The sequence below is a fragment of the Streptomyces yatensis genome, from assembly GCF_018069625.1.
Classification (GTDB): Bacteria; Actinomycetota; Actinomycetes; order Streptomycetales; family Streptomycetaceae; genus Streptomyces; species Streptomyces yatensis.
In genome coordinates this window covers 6,877,061-6,896,297 of sequence record NZ_CP072941.1, presented here as the reverse complement: position 1 = coordinate 6,896,297, position 19,237 = coordinate 6,877,061, and the positions used below count along the sequence as shown (strand labels likewise).

The 19,237-nt window shown below is 71.1% G+C and carries 17 protein-coding genes; 7 read left to right on the top strand and 10 right to left on the bottom strand.

Features of this window, described 5'->3' with window-relative positions; all coding sequences use genetic code 11:
- Positions 1 to 49 precede the first annotated feature (49 nt).
- The 5 genes from J8403_RS28475 to hrcA all read right to left on the bottom strand — a co-directional run bounded on the left by J8403_RS28475 (position 50) and on the right by hrcA (position 4,900).
- The gene (locus J8403_RS28475; RefSeq protein ID WP_211125656.1) at positions 50 to 721 is read right to left on the bottom strand and encodes a hypothetical protein; all 672 of its coding nucleotides are present in this window, start codon (positions 719 to 721) and stop codon (positions 50 to 52) included.
- Positions 722 to 875: 154 nt separating this feature from the next.
- Complete coding sequence (locus J8403_RS28470; protein WP_211125655.1) at positions 876 to 1,619, bottom strand: 16S rRNA (uracil(1498)-N(3))-methyltransferase; 744 nt, start codon at positions 1,617 to 1,619, stop codon at positions 876 to 878.
- Complete coding sequence (locus J8403_RS28465) at positions 1,616 to 2,707, bottom strand: nitronate monooxygenase (protein WP_211125654.1); 1,092 nt, start codon at positions 2,705 to 2,707, stop codon at positions 1,616 to 1,618. The genes J8403_RS28470 and J8403_RS28465 overlap by 4 nt, the downstream gene beginning before the upstream one ends.
- A 42-nt stretch (positions 2,708 to 2,749) precedes the next feature.
- Positions 2,750 to 3,883: a molecular chaperone DnaJ gene (gene dnaJ / locus J8403_RS28460; RefSeq protein ID WP_137965723.1), complete on the bottom strand. Its 1,134-nt coding sequence runs from the start codon at positions 3,881 to 3,883 to the stop codon at positions 2,750 to 2,752.
- Positions 3,884 to 4,900 carry a heat-inducible transcriptional repressor HrcA gene (gene hrcA, locus J8403_RS28455; RefSeq protein ID WP_014060643.1) on the bottom strand — a complete coding sequence of 339 codons (1,017 nt, stop codon included), beginning with the start codon at positions 4,898 to 4,900 and terminating at the stop codon, positions 3,884 to 3,886.
- Between the two features lie 164 nt (positions 4,901 to 5,064).
- Between hrcA and J8403_RS28450 the strand changes: the two genes are divergently transcribed.
- Both J8403_RS28450 and J8403_RS28445 read left to right on the top strand, forming a co-directional pair.
- Positions 5,065 to 5,787 (top strand): MBL fold metallo-hydrolase, encoded by a 723-nt coding sequence (locus J8403_RS28450; RefSeq protein ID WP_211125653.1) that lies wholly within the window; start codon positions 5,065 to 5,067, stop codon positions 5,785 to 5,787.
- Positions 5,788 to 5,907: 120 nt separating this feature from the next.
- Entirely contained in the window at positions 5,908 to 6,729 is an 822-nt protein-coding gene (locus tag J8403_RS28445) for a DUF3097 domain-containing protein (protein ID WP_211125652.1), read from the top strand.
- An 11-nt stretch (positions 6,730 to 6,740) separates the two neighbouring features.
- Here the strand turns inward: J8403_RS28445 and hemW are convergent, their stop codons facing one another.
- From hemW to lepA, 4 genes are all read right to left on the bottom strand, one after another.
- Positions 6,741 to 7,973, bottom strand: coding sequence for a radical SAM family heme chaperone HemW (gene hemW / locus J8403_RS28440; protein ID WP_211125651.1), 1,233 nt, complete (start codon positions 7,971 to 7,973; stop codon positions 6,741 to 6,743).
- Between the two features lie 102 nt (positions 7,974 to 8,075).
- Entirely contained in the window at positions 8,076 to 10,175 is a 2,100-nt protein-coding gene (locus J8403_RS28435; RefSeq protein WP_211125650.1) for an ATP-binding SpoIIE family protein phosphatase, read from the bottom strand.
- 185 nt (positions 10,176 to 10,360) lie between these two features.
- Positions 10,361 to 12,250 (bottom strand): AMP-dependent synthetase/ligase, encoded by a 1,890-nt coding sequence (locus J8403_RS28430; RefSeq protein ID WP_211125649.1) that lies wholly within the window; start codon positions 12,248 to 12,250, stop codon positions 10,361 to 10,363.
- 245 nt (positions 12,251 to 12,495) lie between these two features.
- Complete coding sequence (gene lepA, locus J8403_RS28425) at positions 12,496 to 14,373, bottom strand: translation elongation factor 4 (RefSeq protein WP_211125648.1); 1,878 nt, start codon at positions 14,371 to 14,373, stop codon at positions 12,496 to 12,498.
- Between the two features lie 254 nt (positions 14,374 to 14,627).
- Here lepA and rpsT point away from each other — a divergent pair, with 254 nt between their 5' ends.
- Together rpsT and J8403_RS28415 are read left to right on the top strand one after the other, a co-directional pair.
- Positions 14,628 to 14,894, top strand: coding sequence for a 30S ribosomal protein S20 (rpsT, locus tag J8403_RS28420; RefSeq protein ID WP_059147918.1), 267 nt, complete (start codon positions 14,628 to 14,630; stop codon positions 14,892 to 14,894).
- Positions 14,895 to 15,372: 478 nt separating this feature from the next.
- The gene (locus J8403_RS28415; protein WP_246586023.1) at positions 15,373 to 16,182 is read left to right on the top strand and encodes a hypothetical protein; all 810 of its coding nucleotides are present in this window, start codon (positions 15,373 to 15,375) and stop codon (positions 16,180 to 16,182) included.
- Between the two features lie 83 nt (positions 16,183 to 16,265).
- On the opposite strand, the gene holA is transcribed toward J8403_RS28415, so the two are convergent.
- The gene (gene holA, locus J8403_RS28410) at positions 16,266 to 17,261 is read right to left on the bottom strand and encodes a DNA polymerase III subunit delta (RefSeq protein ID WP_211125647.1); all 996 of its coding nucleotides are present in this window, start codon (positions 17,259 to 17,261) and stop codon (positions 16,266 to 16,268) included.
- Positions 17,262 to 17,315: 54 nt separating this feature from the next.
- Here holA and J8403_RS28405 point away from each other — a divergent pair, with 54 nt between their 5' ends.
- From J8403_RS28405 to J8403_RS28395, 3 genes are all read left to right on the top strand, one after another.
- Complete coding sequence (locus J8403_RS28405; RefSeq protein ID WP_425519838.1) at positions 17,316 to 17,594, top strand: hypothetical protein; 279 nt, start codon at positions 17,316 to 17,318, stop codon at positions 17,592 to 17,594.
- 97 nt (positions 17,595 to 17,691) lie between these two features.
- Positions 17,692 to 18,234 (top strand): MOSC domain-containing protein, encoded by a 543-nt coding sequence (locus J8403_RS28400; RefSeq protein WP_211125646.1) that lies wholly within the window; start codon positions 17,692 to 17,694, stop codon positions 18,232 to 18,234.
- 93 nt (positions 18,235 to 18,327) lie between these two features.
- Positions 18,328 to 19,221, top strand: coding sequence for a polysaccharide deacetylase family protein (locus J8403_RS28395; RefSeq protein WP_211125645.1), 894 nt, complete (start codon positions 18,328 to 18,330; stop codon positions 19,219 to 19,221).
- Positions 19,222 to 19,237: the final 16 nt, after the last annotated feature.

Sequence of the window (19,237 nt, the reverse complement as noted above, 5' to 3'; positions counted from 1 at the left end):
TACGGTCCGGATGGTACCGGGAGCCCCTGCCGGCGGGAGAGATCGCGGCCTATTCGCCCTGACCGCCGCCCTCGATGCCGCCCTTACCGGCGCTGTCCCCGGTACCGGCCTGCCCGGCGCCGCCCTCGGTGGCCGGCTGGTCCCCGGGGTGGCTGCGGGTCGGCTGGGGGTTCTCGGTGCTCGGGCGGTCCCACGGGTGACTGCGGGTCGGCTGGGGGACGTCGGTGGTCCGGTGGTCCCACGGGTGACTACGGGTCGGCTGCGGGCTCTGCGTGCTCGGGCGGTCCGACGAGTGGCTGAAGGTCGGCCGGGGACTGTCGGTGTCCGGGCCGCCGCCCCGGCACTCCCCGATCACCTGCGCCCGGAAGACCTTCCGGCCGTCCACCTCGCCGGTCACATCGCCCCGGACGCAGTGGTCCGCCCGTACGTAGGTCACCCGGCCCTTGATCCTGATGTCCTTGTCGCTGTCGGTCCTGCCGTGGCAGTCCACCCGTGCGTCGGTCTCCCCGGACCGCTCGCTCCGCGAGGGCGAAGCACCGGCCGTATGGCCGTTCTTGAACTCGGCGTTGCAGCTCATCCAGCGGACGCCGACACCGCCCCGCTCCAGCGCCTCCGTGACGACCTGGTCCGTGGTGATCGCGACCGTCACGGAGCTGATGCCGCCGCCCGTCGGCTCACACGCCGTCACCGCGACCGCCGCGCCGAGGGCCGCGACGGACAAGAGCGCCCGTCCCCGTCTTGCCTGACTCAATACCCCCATAGGGGATAGGTTCCCATCGGCCGACGCGCAGCGGAAGGCCGTCCTCGGCCAGGTACGGGGGCACAGAAGCGCGAACAGACCCCGGAGGGGGCCTCTCGGCTCAGGGAGGCGTCTCTCATCCCCAGCGGCCGGTGCGGCCGAGCAGCAGCGCGGCGGCCGCCGTTCCGGCCGTGGAGGTGCGCAGCACGCTCGGGCCCAGCCGGTACGGCCGCGCGCCCGCCTCGGCGAAGGCCGCCAACTCCTCGGGGGACACGCCCCCTTCGGGCCCGACGACCAGCACGATCTCACCACTCGCGGGCAGTTGGGCCGCCGCGAGCGGCTCCCCGCCCTCCTCGTGGAGCACGGCCGCGAACGCGGCTTCGGCGAGAAGCCGGGCCACCTGCTTGGTCGTCATCGCGTCCGTGACCTCGGGGAAGGTCAGCCGGCGGGACTGCTTGCCCGCCTCACGCGCGGTCGACCGCCACTTGCCGAGCGCCTTGAGGCCGCGCTCGCCCTTCCACTGGGTGATGCAGCGGGACGCCGACCACGGAACGACGGCGTCCACGCCGGTCTCCGTCATGGTCTCCACCGCCAGCTCGCCGCGGTCGCCCTTGGGCAGCGCCTGGACGACGGTGATCCTCGGGTCCGGGGCCGCCTCCCGGCGCACCTCGTCCACCGCGATCTCCAGCCGGTCCTTGCCCTCGACGGCCGCCACGGTGCCCTGGACGCCCGTACCGTGGCCGTCCGTCAGCACCACGGGCTCACCGACCCGCAGCCGCCTCACGGACACCGCGTGGCGCCCCTCCGGGCCCTCCAGCCGGACCCGGGCCCCCGCGGCCGCGCCCGTCAGGGAGTCGGCCACGAACACCGGGGCGGTCACGACACCGCACCCCGCTGGACCTGAAGGCCCAACTCGGACCGCGCGGCGTCGAGTTCCACCGCGAGCGTCTCCACCAACTGGGCGGCGGGCAGTTCGCGCGCCAGCCGGTGCCCCTGCCCGGCCCACAGCGCCATGCCCTGCGGATCGCCCGCCTTGGCGGCCGCCTTACGGAGGCCGGACGTCATGTGGTGCAGCTGGGGGTAGGCGGCGGGCGCGTGCGGGCCGTGCTCGCGCATGAAGCGGTTGACCAGGCCCCGGGCCGGGCGGCCGGAGAAGGCGCGGGTCAGCTCGGTCCGGCCGAACAGCGGATCCGTCATCGCCTGCTTGTGCAGGGCGTTCGCCCCGGACTCTGGGCACACCAGGAACGCGGTCCCCAGCTGGGCCGCGACCGCGCCCGCGGCCAGCGCCGAGGCGATCTGCGAACCGCGCATGATCCCGCCCGCCGCGATGATCGGGATCTGGACGTACTCACGGACCAGCGTGATCAGCGACAGCAGGCCGAGCCCGGCGCCCATCCCGTCGACGGCCGGGTCATTGCTGTACGTGCCCTGGTGGCCGCCGGCCTCCACGCCCTGCACACAGACCGCGTCGGCGCCCGCCCACTGGGCGGTCTGCGCCTCGACGGGCGAGGTCACGGTCACGATCGTGCGGGTACCGGCCTGGGCGAAGGCGTCGAGGACGGCACGGGTCGGGCAGCCGAAGGTGAACGAGACGACCGGAACGGGGTTGTCGAGGAGCACGGCGAGCTTGGCGTCGTACGCGTCGTCCGTGCCCGCGTCCGGGTCGCCCAGCGGGGTCTCGTACCAGGCCGCCTCGCCCGTGAGGCGCGCCCGGTAGGCCCCGACGGCGGCCGTGTCGGCGTTGGCCGGCTGCGGCATGAACAGATTGACACCGAAGTGCCGACCGGTCAGCCCTCGCAGCTGTTTGATCTCCTCATACATCGCTTCCGGCGTCTTGTAGCCGGCAGCGAGGAAACCGAGGCCACCGGCCTCGGAGACAGTGGCGGCGAGCTGCGGGCAGGAGGCTCCACCCGCCATCGGCGCCTGCACGATCGGGTACCGGTAAAGATCGGTCAGCGCGGAGGACATGGCCACATCGTGCCATGCCCTCCACAAGGGCTCACCACCGGATCACCGTCCGTTGAACGCGTCCTTCAGCCGCGAGAACAGCCCCTGCTGCCCGGGCTTGAATTCGCCGACCGGGCGCTCCTCGCCGCGCAGCTTGGACAGCCGCCGCAGCAGCTCCTCCTGCTCCGGGTCGAGCTTGGTCGGGGTGGTCACCTCGACATGCACGATCAGGTCGCCCCGGCCGCCGCCCCGCAGATGGGTGACGCCGCGCTGGTGCAGCGGGATCGACTGGCCGGACTGGGTGCCGGGCCGGATGTCGACCTCCTCCAGGCCGTCCAGCGTCTCCAGCGGCACCTTGGTGCCCAGCGACGCCGCCGTCATCGGGATGGTCACCGTGCAGTGCATATCGTCGCCGCGCCGCTGGAAGACCGGGTGCGGGACCTCGTGGATCTCCACATACAGGTCGCCCGCCGGGCCGCCGCCCGGTCCGACCTCGCCCTCACCGGCCAGCTGGATCCTGGTGCCGTTGTCCACACCGGCGGGGATCTTCACGGTCAGGGTGCGCCGCGAGCGGATCCGGCCGTCGCCCGCGCACTCCGGGCACGGGGTCGGCACCACGGTGCCGAAGCCCTGGCACTGGGGGCACGGCCGCGAGGTCATGACCTGGCCCAGGAAGGACCGCGTCACCTGGGAGACCTCACCGCGGCCACGGCACATGTCACAGGTCTGCGCCGAGGTGCCCGGCGCCGCGCCCTCGCCGCTGCACGTGGTGCAGACGACCGCGGTGTCGACCTGAATGTCCTTGGTGGTCCCGAACGCGGCCTCGTTGAGCTCCACGTCCAGACGGATCATCGCGTCCTGACCGCGCCGGGTCCGGGAGCGCGGACCGCGCTGCGAGGCGGTGCCGAAGAACGCGTCCATGATGTCGGAGAAGTTGCCGAAGCCCCCGCCGAAGCCTCCGGCGCCACCGCCGCCGGCCCCGGACATCGGGTCCCCGCCCAGGTCGTAGACCTGCTTCTTCTGTGGGTCCGACAAGACCTCGTAAGCGGCGTTGATCTCCTTGAACCGCTCCTGGGTCTTCGGATCCGGGTTCACATCCGGATGCAGCTCGCGTGCGAGCCGGCGGAATGCCTTCTTGATCTGGTCCTGCGAGGCATCACGCGGCACGCCCAGGACTGCGTAGTAGTCCGTCGCCACTTACGACTCCGCCAGGATCTGTCCGACGTAACGTGCCACTGCGCGTACCGCTCCCATCGTTCCGGGGTAGTCCATGCGGGTCGGTCCGACCACGCCGAGTTTGGCGACCGCCTCGTCGCCGGAACCGTAGCCGACCGCGACGACCGAGGTGGCGTTGAGCCCCTCGTGAGCATTCTCATGCCCGATCCGCACGGTCATACCCGAGTCCTTGGCCTCGCCCAGCAACTTGAGGAGGACGACATGCTCCTCGAGTGCCTCCAGGACGGGCCGGATCGTCAGGGGGAAATCATGCACGAAACGCGTGAGGTTCGCGGTGCCGCCGATCATCAGCCGCTCCTCGGTCTCCTCCACCAGCGTCTCGAGCAAGGTCGACAGCACGATCGAGACGGTCCCCCGGTCCTCCTGTTCGAAGGACTCCGGAAGATCCTGCACCAACTGCGGCACATCCGCGAAACGCCGACCCACGACCCGGCTGTTGAGCCGGGCGCGCAGATCGGCCAGCGAGTCCTCGGTGATCGGAGTGGGGCAGTCCACCATGCGCTGCTCCACCCGGCCGGTGTCCGTGATCAGCACCAGCATCACCCGGGCCGTGGCCAGCGGCAGCAGCTCCACATGGCGCACCGTCGAGCGGGTCAGCGACGGATACTGCACCACCGCCACCTGCCGGGTCAGCTGCGCCAGCAGCCGGACCGTGCGGCCCACCACGTCATCGAGGTCGACCGCGCCGTCCAGGAAGTTCTGAATGGCCCGCCGCTCCGGGCTGGACAGCGGCTTCACTCCCGCCAGCTTGTCCACGAAGAGGCGATAGCCCTTGTCGGTGGGGATCCGCCCGGCGCTCGTATGCGGCTGGGCGATGAACCCCTCGTCCTCCAGAGCGGCCATGTCATTACGCACCGTGGCCGGGGAGACCCCCAGCCGGTGCCGCTCGGTGAGCGCCTTGGAGCCGACCGGCTCCTCCGTCCCCACATAGTCCTGGACAATGGCACGCAGCACCTCGAGTCTGCGTTCGCTGAGCACCCCGCGCACCTCCAGTCCAGCGGTCTCATCAGGTCGTCCGCCTGGCACTCACCGGGCACGAGTGCCAGAACCCCTCCGCCAGTGTACGGCGGGGTGCGGTGGCATGGGCAAGAGCCGCCGCTGGCAGCAACTCTCCCCCATCCCCGTTGAGCTAGCGTCGCGGTATGGAGACGTGTTGGGAAGAGGCAGGCTGGGAGCGGCTCGCGCCCGGTGTGGCCCGCCGTCGGCTGCCGGAGTGGGACGAGACGGTCGGCGTGGTCGTCGGCCGGACCGACATCCTCGTCGTGGACACCGGCGCGACCCTGCGCGCCGGGGCCGAGCTGCGCGCCGAGATCACCCGGCTGACCGGCCGCCGCCCCACCCGGATCGCGCTCACCCATCCGCACTTCGACCACGTCCTGGGCTCGGCCGCCTTCGCGGGCTGCCAGGTGTACGGGGCCACGGGCATGGACGAGCTGCTGCGCCGGGAGCGGGAGGCACTGCGCGAGGACGCGATGCGCCACGGGGTGGACCGCGACGCCGCCACCGAGGCCGTGGACCATCTGGTGGGCCCGCACCACCTGGTCTCCGGGGAGCTCACCTTGGACCTGGGTGACCGGCAGGTGCTGCTGGCCAATGTGGGGCCCGGCCACACCGCCCATGACCTGGCCGTTCTGGTGCCCGGCCGGCCCGAGGTGGTCTTCTGCGGCGATCTGGTGGAGGAGTCCGGCACGCCGCAGGCCGGGCCCGACGCGATCCCCGGCCGCTGGCCCGCCGCCCTCGACCGGCTGCTCGCCCTCGGCGGCCCGGACGCGCGGTACGTCCCGGGGCACGGCTCGGTCGTGGACGCCGGGTTCGTGCGCGCCCAACGTGATGAATTGGCGGCCCGCTTCGGCGTGTCCCGCTAGGCGTCCGCCCAGCCCTCCCTCCGGGCGTTCACCCGGTGGCCCAACTGGGCGCTCCCTAGGCGTCCACCTAGTCGTCCGCACGACCGGAGCGGGCGGCCGTCGCGCGCTATCGTCATCCGGATGCGACAGTACGACCCGGACCTGACCCCGCCCTGGAAGCGGCAGCGGCCCGCCCCCGAGGTCCCCGCCGAACCGGACCTCGTCGTGGAGGAGGTCACCACCGGCTTCTGCGGCGCCGTGATCCGCTGCGAGAAGACCGCCCAGGGCCCCACGGTCACTCTGGAGGACCGCTTCGGCAAACATCGCGTCTTCCCCATGGAGCCGCGCGGTTTTCTGCTCGAAGGGCGTGTCGTCACCCTCGTACGCCCGCGCGCGGCGGCCCCCAGCGCGCCCCAGCGCACCGCCTCGGGGTCGATCGCCGTTCCGGGAGCGCGCGCGAGGGTCGCCCGCGCGGGGCGCATCTATGTCGAGGGGCGCCATGACGCGGAGCTGGTGGAGCGGGTCTGGGGCGACGATCTGCGCATCGAGGGCGTCGTCGTGGAGTACCTGGAGGGCGTCGACGACCTGCCCGCCATCGTCGACGACTTCTCCCCCGGCCCGGACGCCCGGCTCGGCGTCCTCGTCGACCATCTGGTCACGGGCTCCAAGGAGTCCCGGATCGCCGCACAGGTCACCGGCGAGCATGTGCTGGTCCTCGGCCACCCCTACATCGACATCTGGGAGGCCGTGAAGCCGTCCTCCGTCGGCATCCCGGCCTGGCCGACGGTGCCGCACGGCCAGGACTGGAAGAAGGGCGTCTGCCGCGCCCTGGGCTGGCCGGAGAACACCGGGGCCGCCTGGCAGCGGATCCTGTCCTCGGTCCACTCCTACAAGGACCTCCAGCCGGAGCTCCTGGGGCGGGTGGAGGAGCTGATCGACTTCGTGACGGCCCCGCTGGGCTGACGGCTCCCGTCTCAGTCGACCAGGTCGCGCACCACCGCGTCCGCCAGCAGCCGCCCGCGCAGCGTGAGCACGGCCCGCCCCCGTCCGTACGGCTCCGGGTCCAGCAGGCCGTCCTCCAGCGCCCGTGCCGCGGCCGCCGCCCCGGCCGGGCGCAGCAGCTCCAGCGGGCAGCCCTCGACCAGCCGCAGCTCCAGCAGGATCCGCTCCACCCGGCGCTCCTCGGCGGTCAGCAGCTCCCGGCCGGCGCCGGGCGACCTGCCCTCGCCGAGGGCCTGTGCGTACGCCCCGGGGTGCTTCACGTTCCACCACCGCACGCCGCCCACATGGCTGTGCGCGCCGGGGCCGGCGCCCCACCAGTCGGCGCCGCGCCAGTACAGCTCGTTGTGCCGGCAGCGGCCGGCGGGCGAGGTGGCCCAGTTGGAGACCTCGTACCAGGCGAAGCCGGCGGCCGAAAGGATCTCCTCGGCGATCAGATAGCGGTCCGCGTGCACATCGTCGTCGGTCATCGGAACCTCGCCGCGTCGGATCCGCCGCGCCAGCTGGGTGCCCTCCTCCACGATCAGCGCATACGCCGACACATGGTCCGGCCCCGCCCCGAGCGCCGCCTCCAGGGAGGCCCGCCAGTCCGCGTCGCTCTCCCCCGGCGTCCCGTAGATCAGGTCCAGGTTCACATGGTCGAACCCGGCCGCCCGCGCCTCGGCCACGCAGGCCTCCGGCCGCCCGGGGGTATGGGTGCGGTCCAGCACCTTCAGGACGTGCTGCCGGGCGCTCTGCATCCCGAAGGAGATCCGGTTGAAACCCGCCTCCCGCAGCTCCGCCAGATAGCGCGGATCGACCGACTCCGGATTCGCCTCGGTCGTGACCTCGACGCCCTCGGCCAGCCCGAACTCCTCCCGGATCGCCCCGAGCATCCGCCCGAGGTCCGCCGCGGCGAGCAGGGTCGGGGTCCCGCCGCCGACGAAGACGGTCTCCACGGGCCGCGGGTCGTCGCCCAGCACCTTCCGCGCCAGCCGCACCTCCTCGACGACCTGCTCGGCGTAGTTGTCCCGCGAGGCGAGCACACCGCCGGAGCCGCGCAGCTCACTGGCGGTGTAGGTGTTGAAGTCGCAGTAGCCGCAGCGGCTGGCGCAGTACGGCACATGCAGATAGAACCCCAGCGGCCGCCGCTCCGCCCCCGCCAAAGCGGTCGCGGGCAGTGCGCCGTCCTCGGGCATGGGCTCACCATCTGGCAGTACGGAAGGCATGCCCCCATTGTCCGTCACGGCCCGCGCGACCCAGGACCACGAGGCGCGGGGCCCCGCCCGGGCCCGTCCGGCGGGGCCTCGCCGGACGGCGCCTAGACCCGCCTAGACCACCTTCAGGACCAGCATCGCCAGATCGTCGTCCGGAGGCTCCGCCGCGAACTCGTCCACCGCCTGCCGCACCCGCTCCGCGACCTCCCGCGCGCTCAGCCCCGCGCACAGCGCGAACGCCGCCGCCAGACCGTCCTCGTCGTCGAACTGCCGGTCGCCGGATCGGTGCTCCGTCACCCCGTCCGTCACACAGAGCAGCGTTTCCCCGGGCGCCAGATCGAACGATTCACTCTCGTACGTCACATCGTCCACAACGCCCAGCAGTATCTGCGGCGCCGCGACGGTCCGCACCTCGCCCTCGGGCCGCAGCACCAGCGGCAGCGGATGCCCCGCGCTGGCCAGCGTGCAACGCACCCCTTCGCCCTCGCCCAGCGGCTCCAGCTCCCCGTACAGCAGCGACAGGAACCGCGCGACCCCGCCGCCGGCCGGGAGGCCCGTGCCGACCAGGCCGCCGTCCATCAGCTCCACGACCCCGGCGGGGCCTCCCACGGCCTCCACACCGGCCGCCACGGCCTCCGCGGCGCCCTCGACCGCCTGTTCCACCGCCTCCTCGCCCAGGAGCTGGTTGAGCCGGTCCAGGACCTCTCCCACGCCGTATCCCTCGCGGGCGAGCAGCCGCAGCCAGGGCCGGACGAGGCCGGTCACCACGGCCGCCTCCGGGCCGTTTCCGCAGACGTCGCCCAGGACGAAGCACCAGCGGCCGTCACCGGCCGGGAAGACGTCGTAGAAGTCGCCCCCGGCCGAGATGTCGCCGGTCGGCTCGTACACGACCGCCGACTCGACGCCGGGGATGCGCGGGATGACGGACGGCAGCAGCCCGCGCTGCAGCACCCGGCTGATGGTCGCCTGCCGGGTGTAGCGGCGGGCGGAGGCGAGCGCCAGGGCGACGCGGCGGGCGAAGTCCTCGACCAGGCCGACCGCTTCGGCCGGCATCCGCACCAGCCCGGCCCGCCCGAGCAGCAGCGTGCCGAGCGCGCGGCCGCCCGCGACCAGCCGGCAGGCGAGGGCCGCGCCGCCGGGCCCGTACGCCGCGGGGTCGGCCGGCCAGGGCCACTCCACGGCGCTGCCGCGGACGGCGGCGGGCACCTGGGGCGGCTCCTTCTCCAGCACCCGCCGCAGGCCCTCGATGCGCCCCTCGCTGGCGTGCCAGACCCGGGCCAGCCGCGGCGGGCCGCTCGTGGAGTCGAGCCAGATCGCGCACCAGTCGGCGAGCCGGGGCACCAGCAGCTGTCCGGCCAGCGAGGTCACCATGTCCTCGTCGAACTGCCCGGCCAGCAGGTCGGACGCCTCGGCGAGGAAGGAGAGCGCGCCGCGCTGGATCCAGTCGGGGTCCACGCGGACGGGGGCGCGGCCCGGCGCGGGCGCGACGATCTCGACGGCCTCCTTACGGCCTTCACAGACGACTCCCGCGCCCTCGGGGACGGGGCCCAGGCCCTCGCGGACGGCGCCCGCGCCGAACCCGCCCTCGGGCTCGGCCACGGTGGCGGCCGCCGGGTCCATGGCGGCCGCGGCGTCCATGAAGGCCGAGCCCATGGCGCCCGCCCCCGTGGTGGCCGCGCCCGTGGGCGCCACCGCCATCTGGAACCACACCGACTTGGTCGCCCGCCGGTAGGTCGTCCCCCAGGACTCGGCGATCTCGGCCACCAGCCGCAGTCCGTGGCCACCGGCGCACTCCGGCCGCTCGTCCGGATCCGGCGGATCGCCGCGCACCACCCGGGTGGGATGGTGATCGGTCACCTCCACCACCAGGGACGGCGGTTCGCCCTCGCGGTCCGACACATCGAGCGCACAGCTCACCTCGACGGCGGTGCCGGCGTGCACCACCGCGTTGGTGACCAGCTCGCTCACCAGCAGTATGGCCTCGTCCGCGACCCGGTCGGTGACCCGGTCGGCGGCCGGGACCTCGAGCGCGGCCCAGTCGGCGAGGGCGGCACGGACGAACCGGCGGGCGGCCGAGGCCGCGAGCGGAGTGCCGGGCAGGCTGACGCGTGCCGAGGCACTGGTACGAACGGGGCCAACCCCACCCCCGACCGGTAGAACAACCCCACCGCCCTCAACCGACCCACCAGAAGTGGCAGAAGATGACGTCCCCACTGTGCGGCTCCTGAAGAAGCTCCGTCATAACGCCGTATCCGTAACCGTATCCGGCACGGACAGAGTGACAGACGGAGCGTCCTCATATGCACCGGGTTACGCAAGTGAACCGCGATAAGGGGAAAATTCATGTGTCCGGCGGGCCGGTCAACCTGAAATCCGGTGCGGGGTCGTATGCTTGCCCGTTAAACCTCCCGCGTGCCCGCGTACATGTCCTCGATCAGAGCCTTGTACTCACGCTCGACCACCGGCCGCTTCAGCTTCAGACTGGGCGTCAACTCCCCGTGTTCCACGTCGAGATCGCGCGGCAGCAGCCGGAACTTCTTGATCGTCTGCCAGCGCTGCAGCCCCTCGTTGAGCTGGAGCACATAGCTCTCGATCAGCTTCCGCGTCTCCTCGGTGGCCACGACCTCCGCGTAGGACTTGCCCCCGAGGCCGTGCTCGGCCGCCCACTTCATGATGGTCGGCTCGTCGAGGGCGATCAGCGCGGTGCAGTAGTTGCGGTCGGCGCCGTGCACCAGGATGTTGGAGACGAACGGGCACACCGCCTTGAACTGGCCCTCGACCTCCGCCGGGGCGACGTACTTGCCGCCCGAGGTCTTGATCAGGTCCTTCTTGCGGTCGGTGATCCGCAGATAGCCGTCGGGGGACAGCTCGCCGATGTCCCCGGTGTGGAACCAGCCGTCGGACTCCAGCACCTGCTCGGTCAGCTCCGGCAGCCCGTGGTAGCCCTGCATGATGCCGGGTCCGCGCAGCAGCACCTCGCCGTCGTCGGCGAACCGCACCTCCAGGCCGGGGAACGCCTTGCCGACCGTGCCCGTGCGGTAGTCCGCCGGGTTGAGGAAGCTGGCGGCGCTGGACTCGGTCAGGCCGTAGCCCTCCAGGATGTTGATCCCGGCGCCCGCGAAGAAGTAGCCGATGTCGGGGGCGAGCGCGGCGGAGCCGGACACCGCGGCCCGCAGCCGGCCGCCGAACGCCTCGCGCAGCTTGCCGTAGACCAGCTTGTCGGCCACCGCGTGCTGGGCCTTGAGGCCGAAGGGCACGGAGGCGGTGCCGGTGCGGCGGAAGGTGTCCTGCGAGGTCTTGGCGTACTCCCGGGCGACCTCGACGGCCCACTGGAAAATCTTGTACTTGGCGCCGCCGCCCTCGCGCGCCCGCTGGGCCACCCCGTTGTAGACCTTCTCGAAGATCCGCGGCACGGCGCACATATAGGTCGGCCGGACCACCGGCAGATTGTCGATGATCTTGTCGACCCGGCCGTCCACCGCCGTGGTGTGGCCGACGTAGATCTGCCCCGCCGTCAGCACCTTGCCGAAGACATGCGCGAGCGGCAGCCACAGGTACTGCACATCGTCGGGGAAGAGCAGCCCGTCCTGGGTACCGATCACAATGGCCATGTACGACCAGGAGTCATGCGCCAGCCGTACGCCCTTGGGACGCCCAGTGGTACCGGAGGTGTAGATGAGCGTCGCCAGCTGATCGCCGCGCAGGGCGTCCATCCGCTCCCGTACGACGCCCGGCTCGCGCTCCAGACGGGCCGCGCCCCGCTTCTCCAGCTCGGCGAGCGAGAGCACCCAGCCCTCGGGGTCCTCCTCGGCGGGAACCGCGTCCCCGGCCTCGATCACCACCACATGGGCAAGCTCGGGAAGTTCATCGCGCTGCGCCCGCACCTTGGCGAGCTGCGTCGCGTCCTCGGCGATCAGCACCCGGCTGCCGGAGTCGGAGAGGATGAAGGAGGTCTCGTCGGCGTTGGTGGTCGGATAGACCGTGGTGGTGGCCGCGCCCGCGCACAGCACGCCGAGGTCGGCCAGGATCCACTCGACGCGGGTCGAGGAGGCCAGCGCCACCCGCTCCTCGGGGCGGATGCCCAGTTCAATCAGCCCGGCGGCGATGGCGAAGACCCGATCCGCGCTTTCCCGCCAGGTCAGCGGCCGCCAGTCGTCGGGGCCGGTGCCCGAGGCGGGAGGCACCGGATAGCGGTACGCCTCCCCGTCCGGTGTCGCCTCGACGCGCTGGAGGAAGTGCGTCGCCAAAGACGGCGGCCGGTTCTCGAGCAAGATCTGTGTGTCGGTCACGGCATCCTCCGGGGCCCGCCTCATTGCTTGTTGACTCGCGAGTAACCTTCGAGTGGTGATCAGAGTAGGGGCCGAATCCTTACGGCGTAAGGGGTCCGCGTCACGTTGTTCTCACGAGATGGCCAAGAGGTTCCCCCACACACAGCAGGCCCGGCGCAACCTTCACGCCAGGCCCGCTGACCACACGCGTTCCGTGGGCTCCGCCCTCACCCCCGACAGGGCTCCGCGCCTGCCCGGGGCGGCCGCTACTTCTTCGCCTTGGCGTCCTTACCGTCGGAGTCGGAGGACAGCACCGCGATGAAGGCCTCCTGCGGGACCTCCACGTTGCCGACCATCTTCATCCGCTTCTTGCCCTCCTTCTGCTTCTCCAGCAGCTTCCGCTTACGGGAGATGTCACCGCCGTAGCACTTGGCGAGGACGTCCTTACGGATGGCACGGACCGTCTCACGGGCGATGACCCGGGAGCCGATGGCCGCCTGGATGGGCACCTCGAAGTTCTGCCGCGGGATGAGCTCGCGCAGCTTGGCGACGAGCCGGACGCCGTACGCGTACGCCTTGTCCTTGTGGGTGATCGCCGAGAACGCGTCCACCTTGTCGCCGTGCAGCAGGATGTCGACCTTGACCAGGTCCGAGGTCTGCTCACCGGTGGGCTCGTAGTCCAGCGAGGCATAGCCACGGGTCTTGGACTTCAGCTGGTCGAAGAAGTCGAAGACGACCTCGGCCAGCGGCAGGGTGTAGCGGATCTCGACCCGGTCCTCGGAGAGGTAGTCCATGCCGAGCAGCACCCCGCGGCGGTTCTGGCACAGCTCCATGATCGCGCCGATGAACTCGCTCGGGGCGAGGATGGTGCCCCGGACGACCGGCTCGTGCACCGTGTCGATCTTGCCCACGGGGAACTCGCTGGGGTTGGTCACCGTGTGCTCGCTGCCGTCCTCCATCTCCACCCGGTAGACCACATTGGGTGCGGTGGCGATCAGATCGAGATTGAATTCGCGCTCCAGGCGCTCACGGATGACCTCCAGGTGCAGCAGCCCGAGGAAGCCGACGCGGAAGCCGAAGCCGAGAGCGGCCGAGGTCTCCGGTTCATAGACCAGCGCGGCATCGTTGAGCTGCAGCTTGTCCAGCGCCTCGCGCAGCTCCGGGTAGTCGGAGCCGTCCAGCGGATACAGCCCCGAGAACACCATCGGCTTCGGGTCCTTGTAACCGCCCAGAGCCTCCTGCGCACCCCGGGTGACCTGGGTGATCGTGTCACCGACCTTGGACTGGCGGACATCCTTCACGCCGGTGATCAGATAGCCCACCTCGCCCACGGACAGCCCGTCGGCGGGGGTCATCTCCGGGGAGTTGGTGCCGATCTCCAGCAGCTCATGGGCGGCGCCGGTGGACATCATCTTGATCCGCTCGCGCTTGCTGAGCGTGCCGTCGACGACCTTCACATAGGTCACCACGCCCCGGTAGGCGTCATAGACGGAGTCGAAGATCATTGCCCGGGCGGGGGCGTCATGGACGCCCACCGGGGACGGAACGAGCTCGACGACCCGGTTCAGCAGCTCGGCCACGCCCTCGCCGGTCTTCGCGGAGACCCTGAGCACGTCGGAGGCGTCGCAGCCGATGAGGTGGGCCAGCTCGGCGGCGTACTTCTCGGGCTGGGCGGCGGGCAGGTCGATCTTGTTGAGGACCGGGATGATCGTGAGGTCGTTCTCCATCGCCAGATAGAGGTTGGCGAGGGTCTGGGCCTCAATGCCCTGGGCCGCGTCGACCAGCAGGATGCAGCCCTCACAGGCGGCGAGGGAGCGCGAGACCTCATAGGTGAAGTCGACATGGCCGGGGGTGTCGATCATGTTGAGGATATGGGTGGCCGGCTCGCCGCCCTCGTCCTTCGTCGGCGCCCAGGGCAGCCGGACCGCCTGGGACTTGATCGTGATGCCGCGTTCGCGCTCGATGTCCATGCGGTCGAGGTACTGCGAGCGCATCTGCCGCTGATCAACCACACCGGTCAGCTGGAGCATGCGGTCGGCGAGCGTCGACTTGCCGTGGTCGATGTGCGCGATGATGCAGAAGTTACGGATCAGCGCCGGATCGGTACGGCTGGGCTCCGGCACATTGGTAGGGGTCGCGGGCACGCAGGGTCCTGTGTCTAGGCGGGACTCGGTGTTATCGGTATGGGTCAGTCCCGTCCATGGTCCCATGAATGGCGACCTCTTCCGGGTTTGGGACGCCATGGACCCTGCTGGTAACCTGGCCGACTGTGTCTCGTGCCCCTCGCTGACGGACGGCTCCATGGACTCTCATGGACACCTCCACGGGTGGACACCTCCACGGGCACGGACGCACACCGAAGCAAGCGAAACCCAACGAACCTGCGAAGGCTTTCTACGTGGCGAACATCAAGTCCCAGATCAAGCGGAACAAGACGAACGAGAAGGCGCGCCAGCGCAACAAGGCGGTCAAGTCCGAGCTGAAGACCGCCATCCGCCGCACCCGCGAGGCCGTGGCCGCCGGTGACGCCGAGAAGGCCACCGAAGCCGCCCGCGCCGCCGCGCGCAAGCTCGACAAGGCCGTCAGCAAGGGTGTTCTGCACAAGAACAACGCCGCCAACAAGAAGTCGGCGATCGCCCAGCAGGTCGCCGGCCTCAAGGGCTGACACCCTCCCGGCCGGTCTCGAAGGCTGACCCTTCCGGGGCACACCGCCCCACCCCGCCGCCGGTTTGGGCACAGCGGTCCCTCTCACCCGCTCCGACCGGCAGCCGAGAGCTTCTTCGGCTCTCTCAGCGGCACCGCGCCGCACGCGGCCTGCGTTCGCCACGCGGGTGCGGCGCACTCGATCGACACGAAGGCCCCGCCCTGTCCTTTCCCCAAGGACAGGGCGGGGCTTTCGCGGTTAATTCGGGTATGTTCACGTCATGTCGACACCGGGGGAAACACCCAATCCGTACGGCCCGCCGCAGCCGCCCCAACCCCCTCAGCCACCTCAGCAGAGCCCACCGCAGAACCCTCCGCAGGGCCCTCAGCAGAGTGCGCCGCAAAGCCCGCCGCAGAGCCCGCCGGAGATTCTGTCGCAGGGGCGCCAGGAATCACCGCAGGGACCGCAGCAGAGCCCGCCGCCCGGACCGTACGGTCAGGTGCCACCTCAGCCCCAGCCACCCCAGCACCATCCGTACGCGTACGCCCAGCCGACGATGCCGTCCATCCCCCTGGGCGGTGGGTACGGGCCGATGGGCATGCCACCCGGGGCGCCGCCCACCGGCTCCGGAGGCGGGGGCGGCGGCAAGGGCTGGCTGTGGGGGCTTGGCGGGGCCGTCGTCGCCTCGGCGGTCTGGGCCGGGGTGCTGTTCGCCACCGGAGGGTTCGAGGACGAGACGAAGGCCGATCTCGCGGGCTACCGCTACTGGACCAATCTGTGCACCCCGACGGATACCCAGCCCTTCGAGGACGCCGGGTACGAGCAGAAGGACGAGAGCGGGTCGACGTCGACCTCGTCGTCGAACCCGCAGCACAGCAGCTCCGAGAACGTCGCGCTGGACTCGATGACCTGCAATGTCGACTTCGAGCCGAGCGGCTCGAGCAGCAGCGACTACTCCTCGGTCTGGCTCTACACCACCGCCTCGCTGCACAAGAAGACCAACCCCGGGCCGGAGTTCGAGGCCCAGTACCGGTCGTACGAGGACCAGAAGACGTCCACCTACAGCTACGACGTGAGCCCGGTCAGCGGGCTGGGCGACGAGGCGTATGTGGTGAAGCAGAACAACAGCAGCAGCTCCAACACCGGCGCCTATGTGATCCTCGCCGTGCGGGACGGTTGGATGACCTATCAGTCGACCTGGTCGCAGTATGTGTCGTCCTCGTCCAGCGCCTCGGCCAAGACGCCCGAGGAAGCCACCGAGCTGCTCAAGAAGAGCGCCGGGGCGACGCTGGAGAAGATGAAGGAGTAGCTCGCGCGGGGCTGAGGCGTCCTGTACGCGGCACCGCGGCCGGGGCTACGGCTGGCCGCGGCCCGCCCGGGCGGAGGCCAGGGCTACGGCTGGCCTCGGCCCGCCCGGGCGGCGCGGACGATCGTGACGACCGCCTTCTCCAGGGCATACGCCGGATCGTCTCCGCCGCCCTTGACCCCCGCGTCGGCCTCGGCGACGGCGCGCAGCGCGACCGCCACTCCATCCGCCGACCAGCCGCGCATCTGCTGCCGCACCCGGTCTATCTTCCAGGGCGGCATGCCCAGCTCACGGGCGAGATCGCCGGGGCGCGCGCCGCGCGGTGCGGAGGCCAGCTTGCCGATCGCGCGGACGCCCTGGGCCAGGGCGCTGGTGATCAGCACCGGCGGCACCCCGGTGGAGACGGCCCAGCGCAGCGCCTCCAGCGCCTCGGCCGCGCGGCCCTCGACGGCGCGGTCGGCGACGGTGAAGCTGGACGCCTCGGCGCGGCCGGTGTAGTAGCGGGCGACGACGGCCTCGTCGATCGTGCCCTCCACATCGGCCACGAGCTGGGAGACCGCGCTGGCCAGCTCGCGCAGATCACTCCCGATGGCGTCGACCAGCGCCTGGCATGCCTCGGGGGTGGCGGACCGGCCGGTGGCGCGGAACTCCGAGCGCACGAACGCCAGTCGGTCGGCGGGCTTGGTCATCTTCGGGCAGGCGACCTCGCGCGCCCCGGCCTTACGGGCGGCGTCGAGCAACCCCTTGCCCTTGGCCCCGCCCGCGTGCAGCAGCACCAGCGTGATCTCCTCGGCAGGGGTGCCGAGATAGCCCTTCACGTCCTTGATCGTGTCGGCCGACAGATCCTGTGCGTTTCGCACCACGACCACCTTGCGCTCGGCGAAGAGCGAGGGGCTGGTGAGCTCGGCGAGGGTGCCGGGCTGGAGCGCGTCGGGCGTCAGGTCGCGCACATCGGTGTCGGGGTCGGCCGCGCGGGCAGCCGCCACCACCTGCTGCACGGCGCGGTCGAGCAGCAGCTCCTCCTGGCCCACGGCGAGCGTCACGGGGGCGAGCGGATCGTCGGTCGTCGTCTTCCTGGCCATCGCGGACCAGCATCCCACGGACCACCGACAGCCCCGCCGCGTGCCGCCGTCCGGATGTCCGACAATGTTCCGGTGATCGATGAAGGACTGACCGGCGCCCGGCACATCCTGGTGCTGCCCGACCGCGACGCCGCGGAGGAGGTGGCCGAGGCGCTGCCGGAGCGCTTCGGCATCGCCCAGGAGCCCCAGCTGGTGCGGGACGCCCTGGCGGGCGAGGACGACGCCGAGGACGCCCAGTGGCTGGTGGTGATCGAGGACCCGGCCGGGAGCCTGGACCCGGCGGCGCTGGACGCGTTCGCGGACGAGTACGAGGGCTGGCTGGAGGCCGAATAGCCTGGCGCCCGGCCGGGGTCATGGCTCATCGTGGTCACGGAAAAGGGCCACTGAGGGTGATCACTGAAGGTGGTCGCCGACGAGGGGGGTTCCCAGGATGAGTGGGACAGTGACGGCAGTCAGCAGCAACGGCGAGTACTCGTTCACCAAGCCGAACCGGGACGGCATCACGCTGCTCGCCGGCCTCGGTGTCGAGGGCGACGTACACGCCGGTGTGACCGTCAAGCACCGCTCACGCGTCGCCCAGGACCCCACCCAGCCGAATCTGCGCCAAGTCCACCTCATCCATGAAGAGCTCTTCGTCGAGGTCGGTGCCGAGGGATTCACGGTGGTGCCCGGGGACCTCGGCGAGAACATCACCACGCGCGGTATCGATCTGCTCGGCCTGCCGGTCGGCACGCTGCTGCGCATCGGCGATGAGGCGGTGCTGGAGGTGACCGGTCTCCGCAATCCGTGTCTGCAGATCGACAACTTCCAGAACGGGCTGCTGAAGCAGGTCGTCGGCCGCGACGAGGCCGGGAACATCGTGCGCAAGGCCGGAATCATGAGCATCGTGAAGGAAGGCGGCACGGTGCGCCCGGGCGACACGATCACGGCAGAGCTCCCCACCGGCCCCCACCGCCCCCTGGACCGGGTCTGACGGCTTCCCGGCGAGGCCGGATGGTCCGGGGCGCTGTTCCGGAGGCACTCATATTCCCGTGCGCGGCATCGGGCCGGGTCCCACACTGCGGGCATGGATCAAAACGCCGACCCCGCGGCCGTCACGCCCGTAAAGCGGTCGAGTGAGCTGCTGGGGTATCCGCCCGATGCGCGGCTGCTGATCGTCAACTGCGATGACTTCGGCATGTATCCAGCGATCAATGCCGCGGTGATCGAGTCGATCGAGGAGGGCATCGCCAGTTCATGCAGTCTGATGGTCCCGTGCCCCGCGGCACCGCAGGCCATGGAACTGCTCAGCCGACGGCCGCGGATCCCGTTCGGAATCCATCTCACCCTGGTGTGCGAGATGCCCGACCACCGATGGGGGCCGATCGCCGCAAGGGACCGCGTTCCCTCGCTGCTGGACCCCGCGGGCGAACTCTTCCCGCCGACGCCCGCCGGACGCGCGGCCCTGCTGGGCCGGGCCCGGCCCGAGGAGATCGAGCTCGAATTCCGCGCCCAGATCGATGCCGTCGCCGACGCCGGGCTCGCGCCGACCCATCTGGACTTCCACTGCCTGGCCGACGGCGGCCGCGACGACATTCTCGAGCTGACGGTAGGGCTGGCCGCGGAGTACGGCCTCGCGGTCCGGGTCTGGCTCGAACCCGCGCGCCGGAGGATGCGGCACCGCGGGCTGCCGGTCGCCGATAACGACTTCCTGGACAGCTTCTCGCTCGCCATCGAAGGAAAGGCGGCCCGATACATTCGGATGCTGCGCGACCTGCCCGCCGGGCTCAATGAATGGGCGGTGCACCCGAGTGTGGGAGACGAGGATGCGCAGGCCGTCGACGATGGCCGGCGCGTGCGCCGGACGGACTACGAGTTCCTGATATCGCCGCGGGCCCGTGAAGTTCTCCGACAGGAGGACATCACCGTGATCGACTACCGGACGATCCAGCAGGTCTGGGGCAGGACGGTGCGGCCGTAGAGGACCGCCGCGGCCT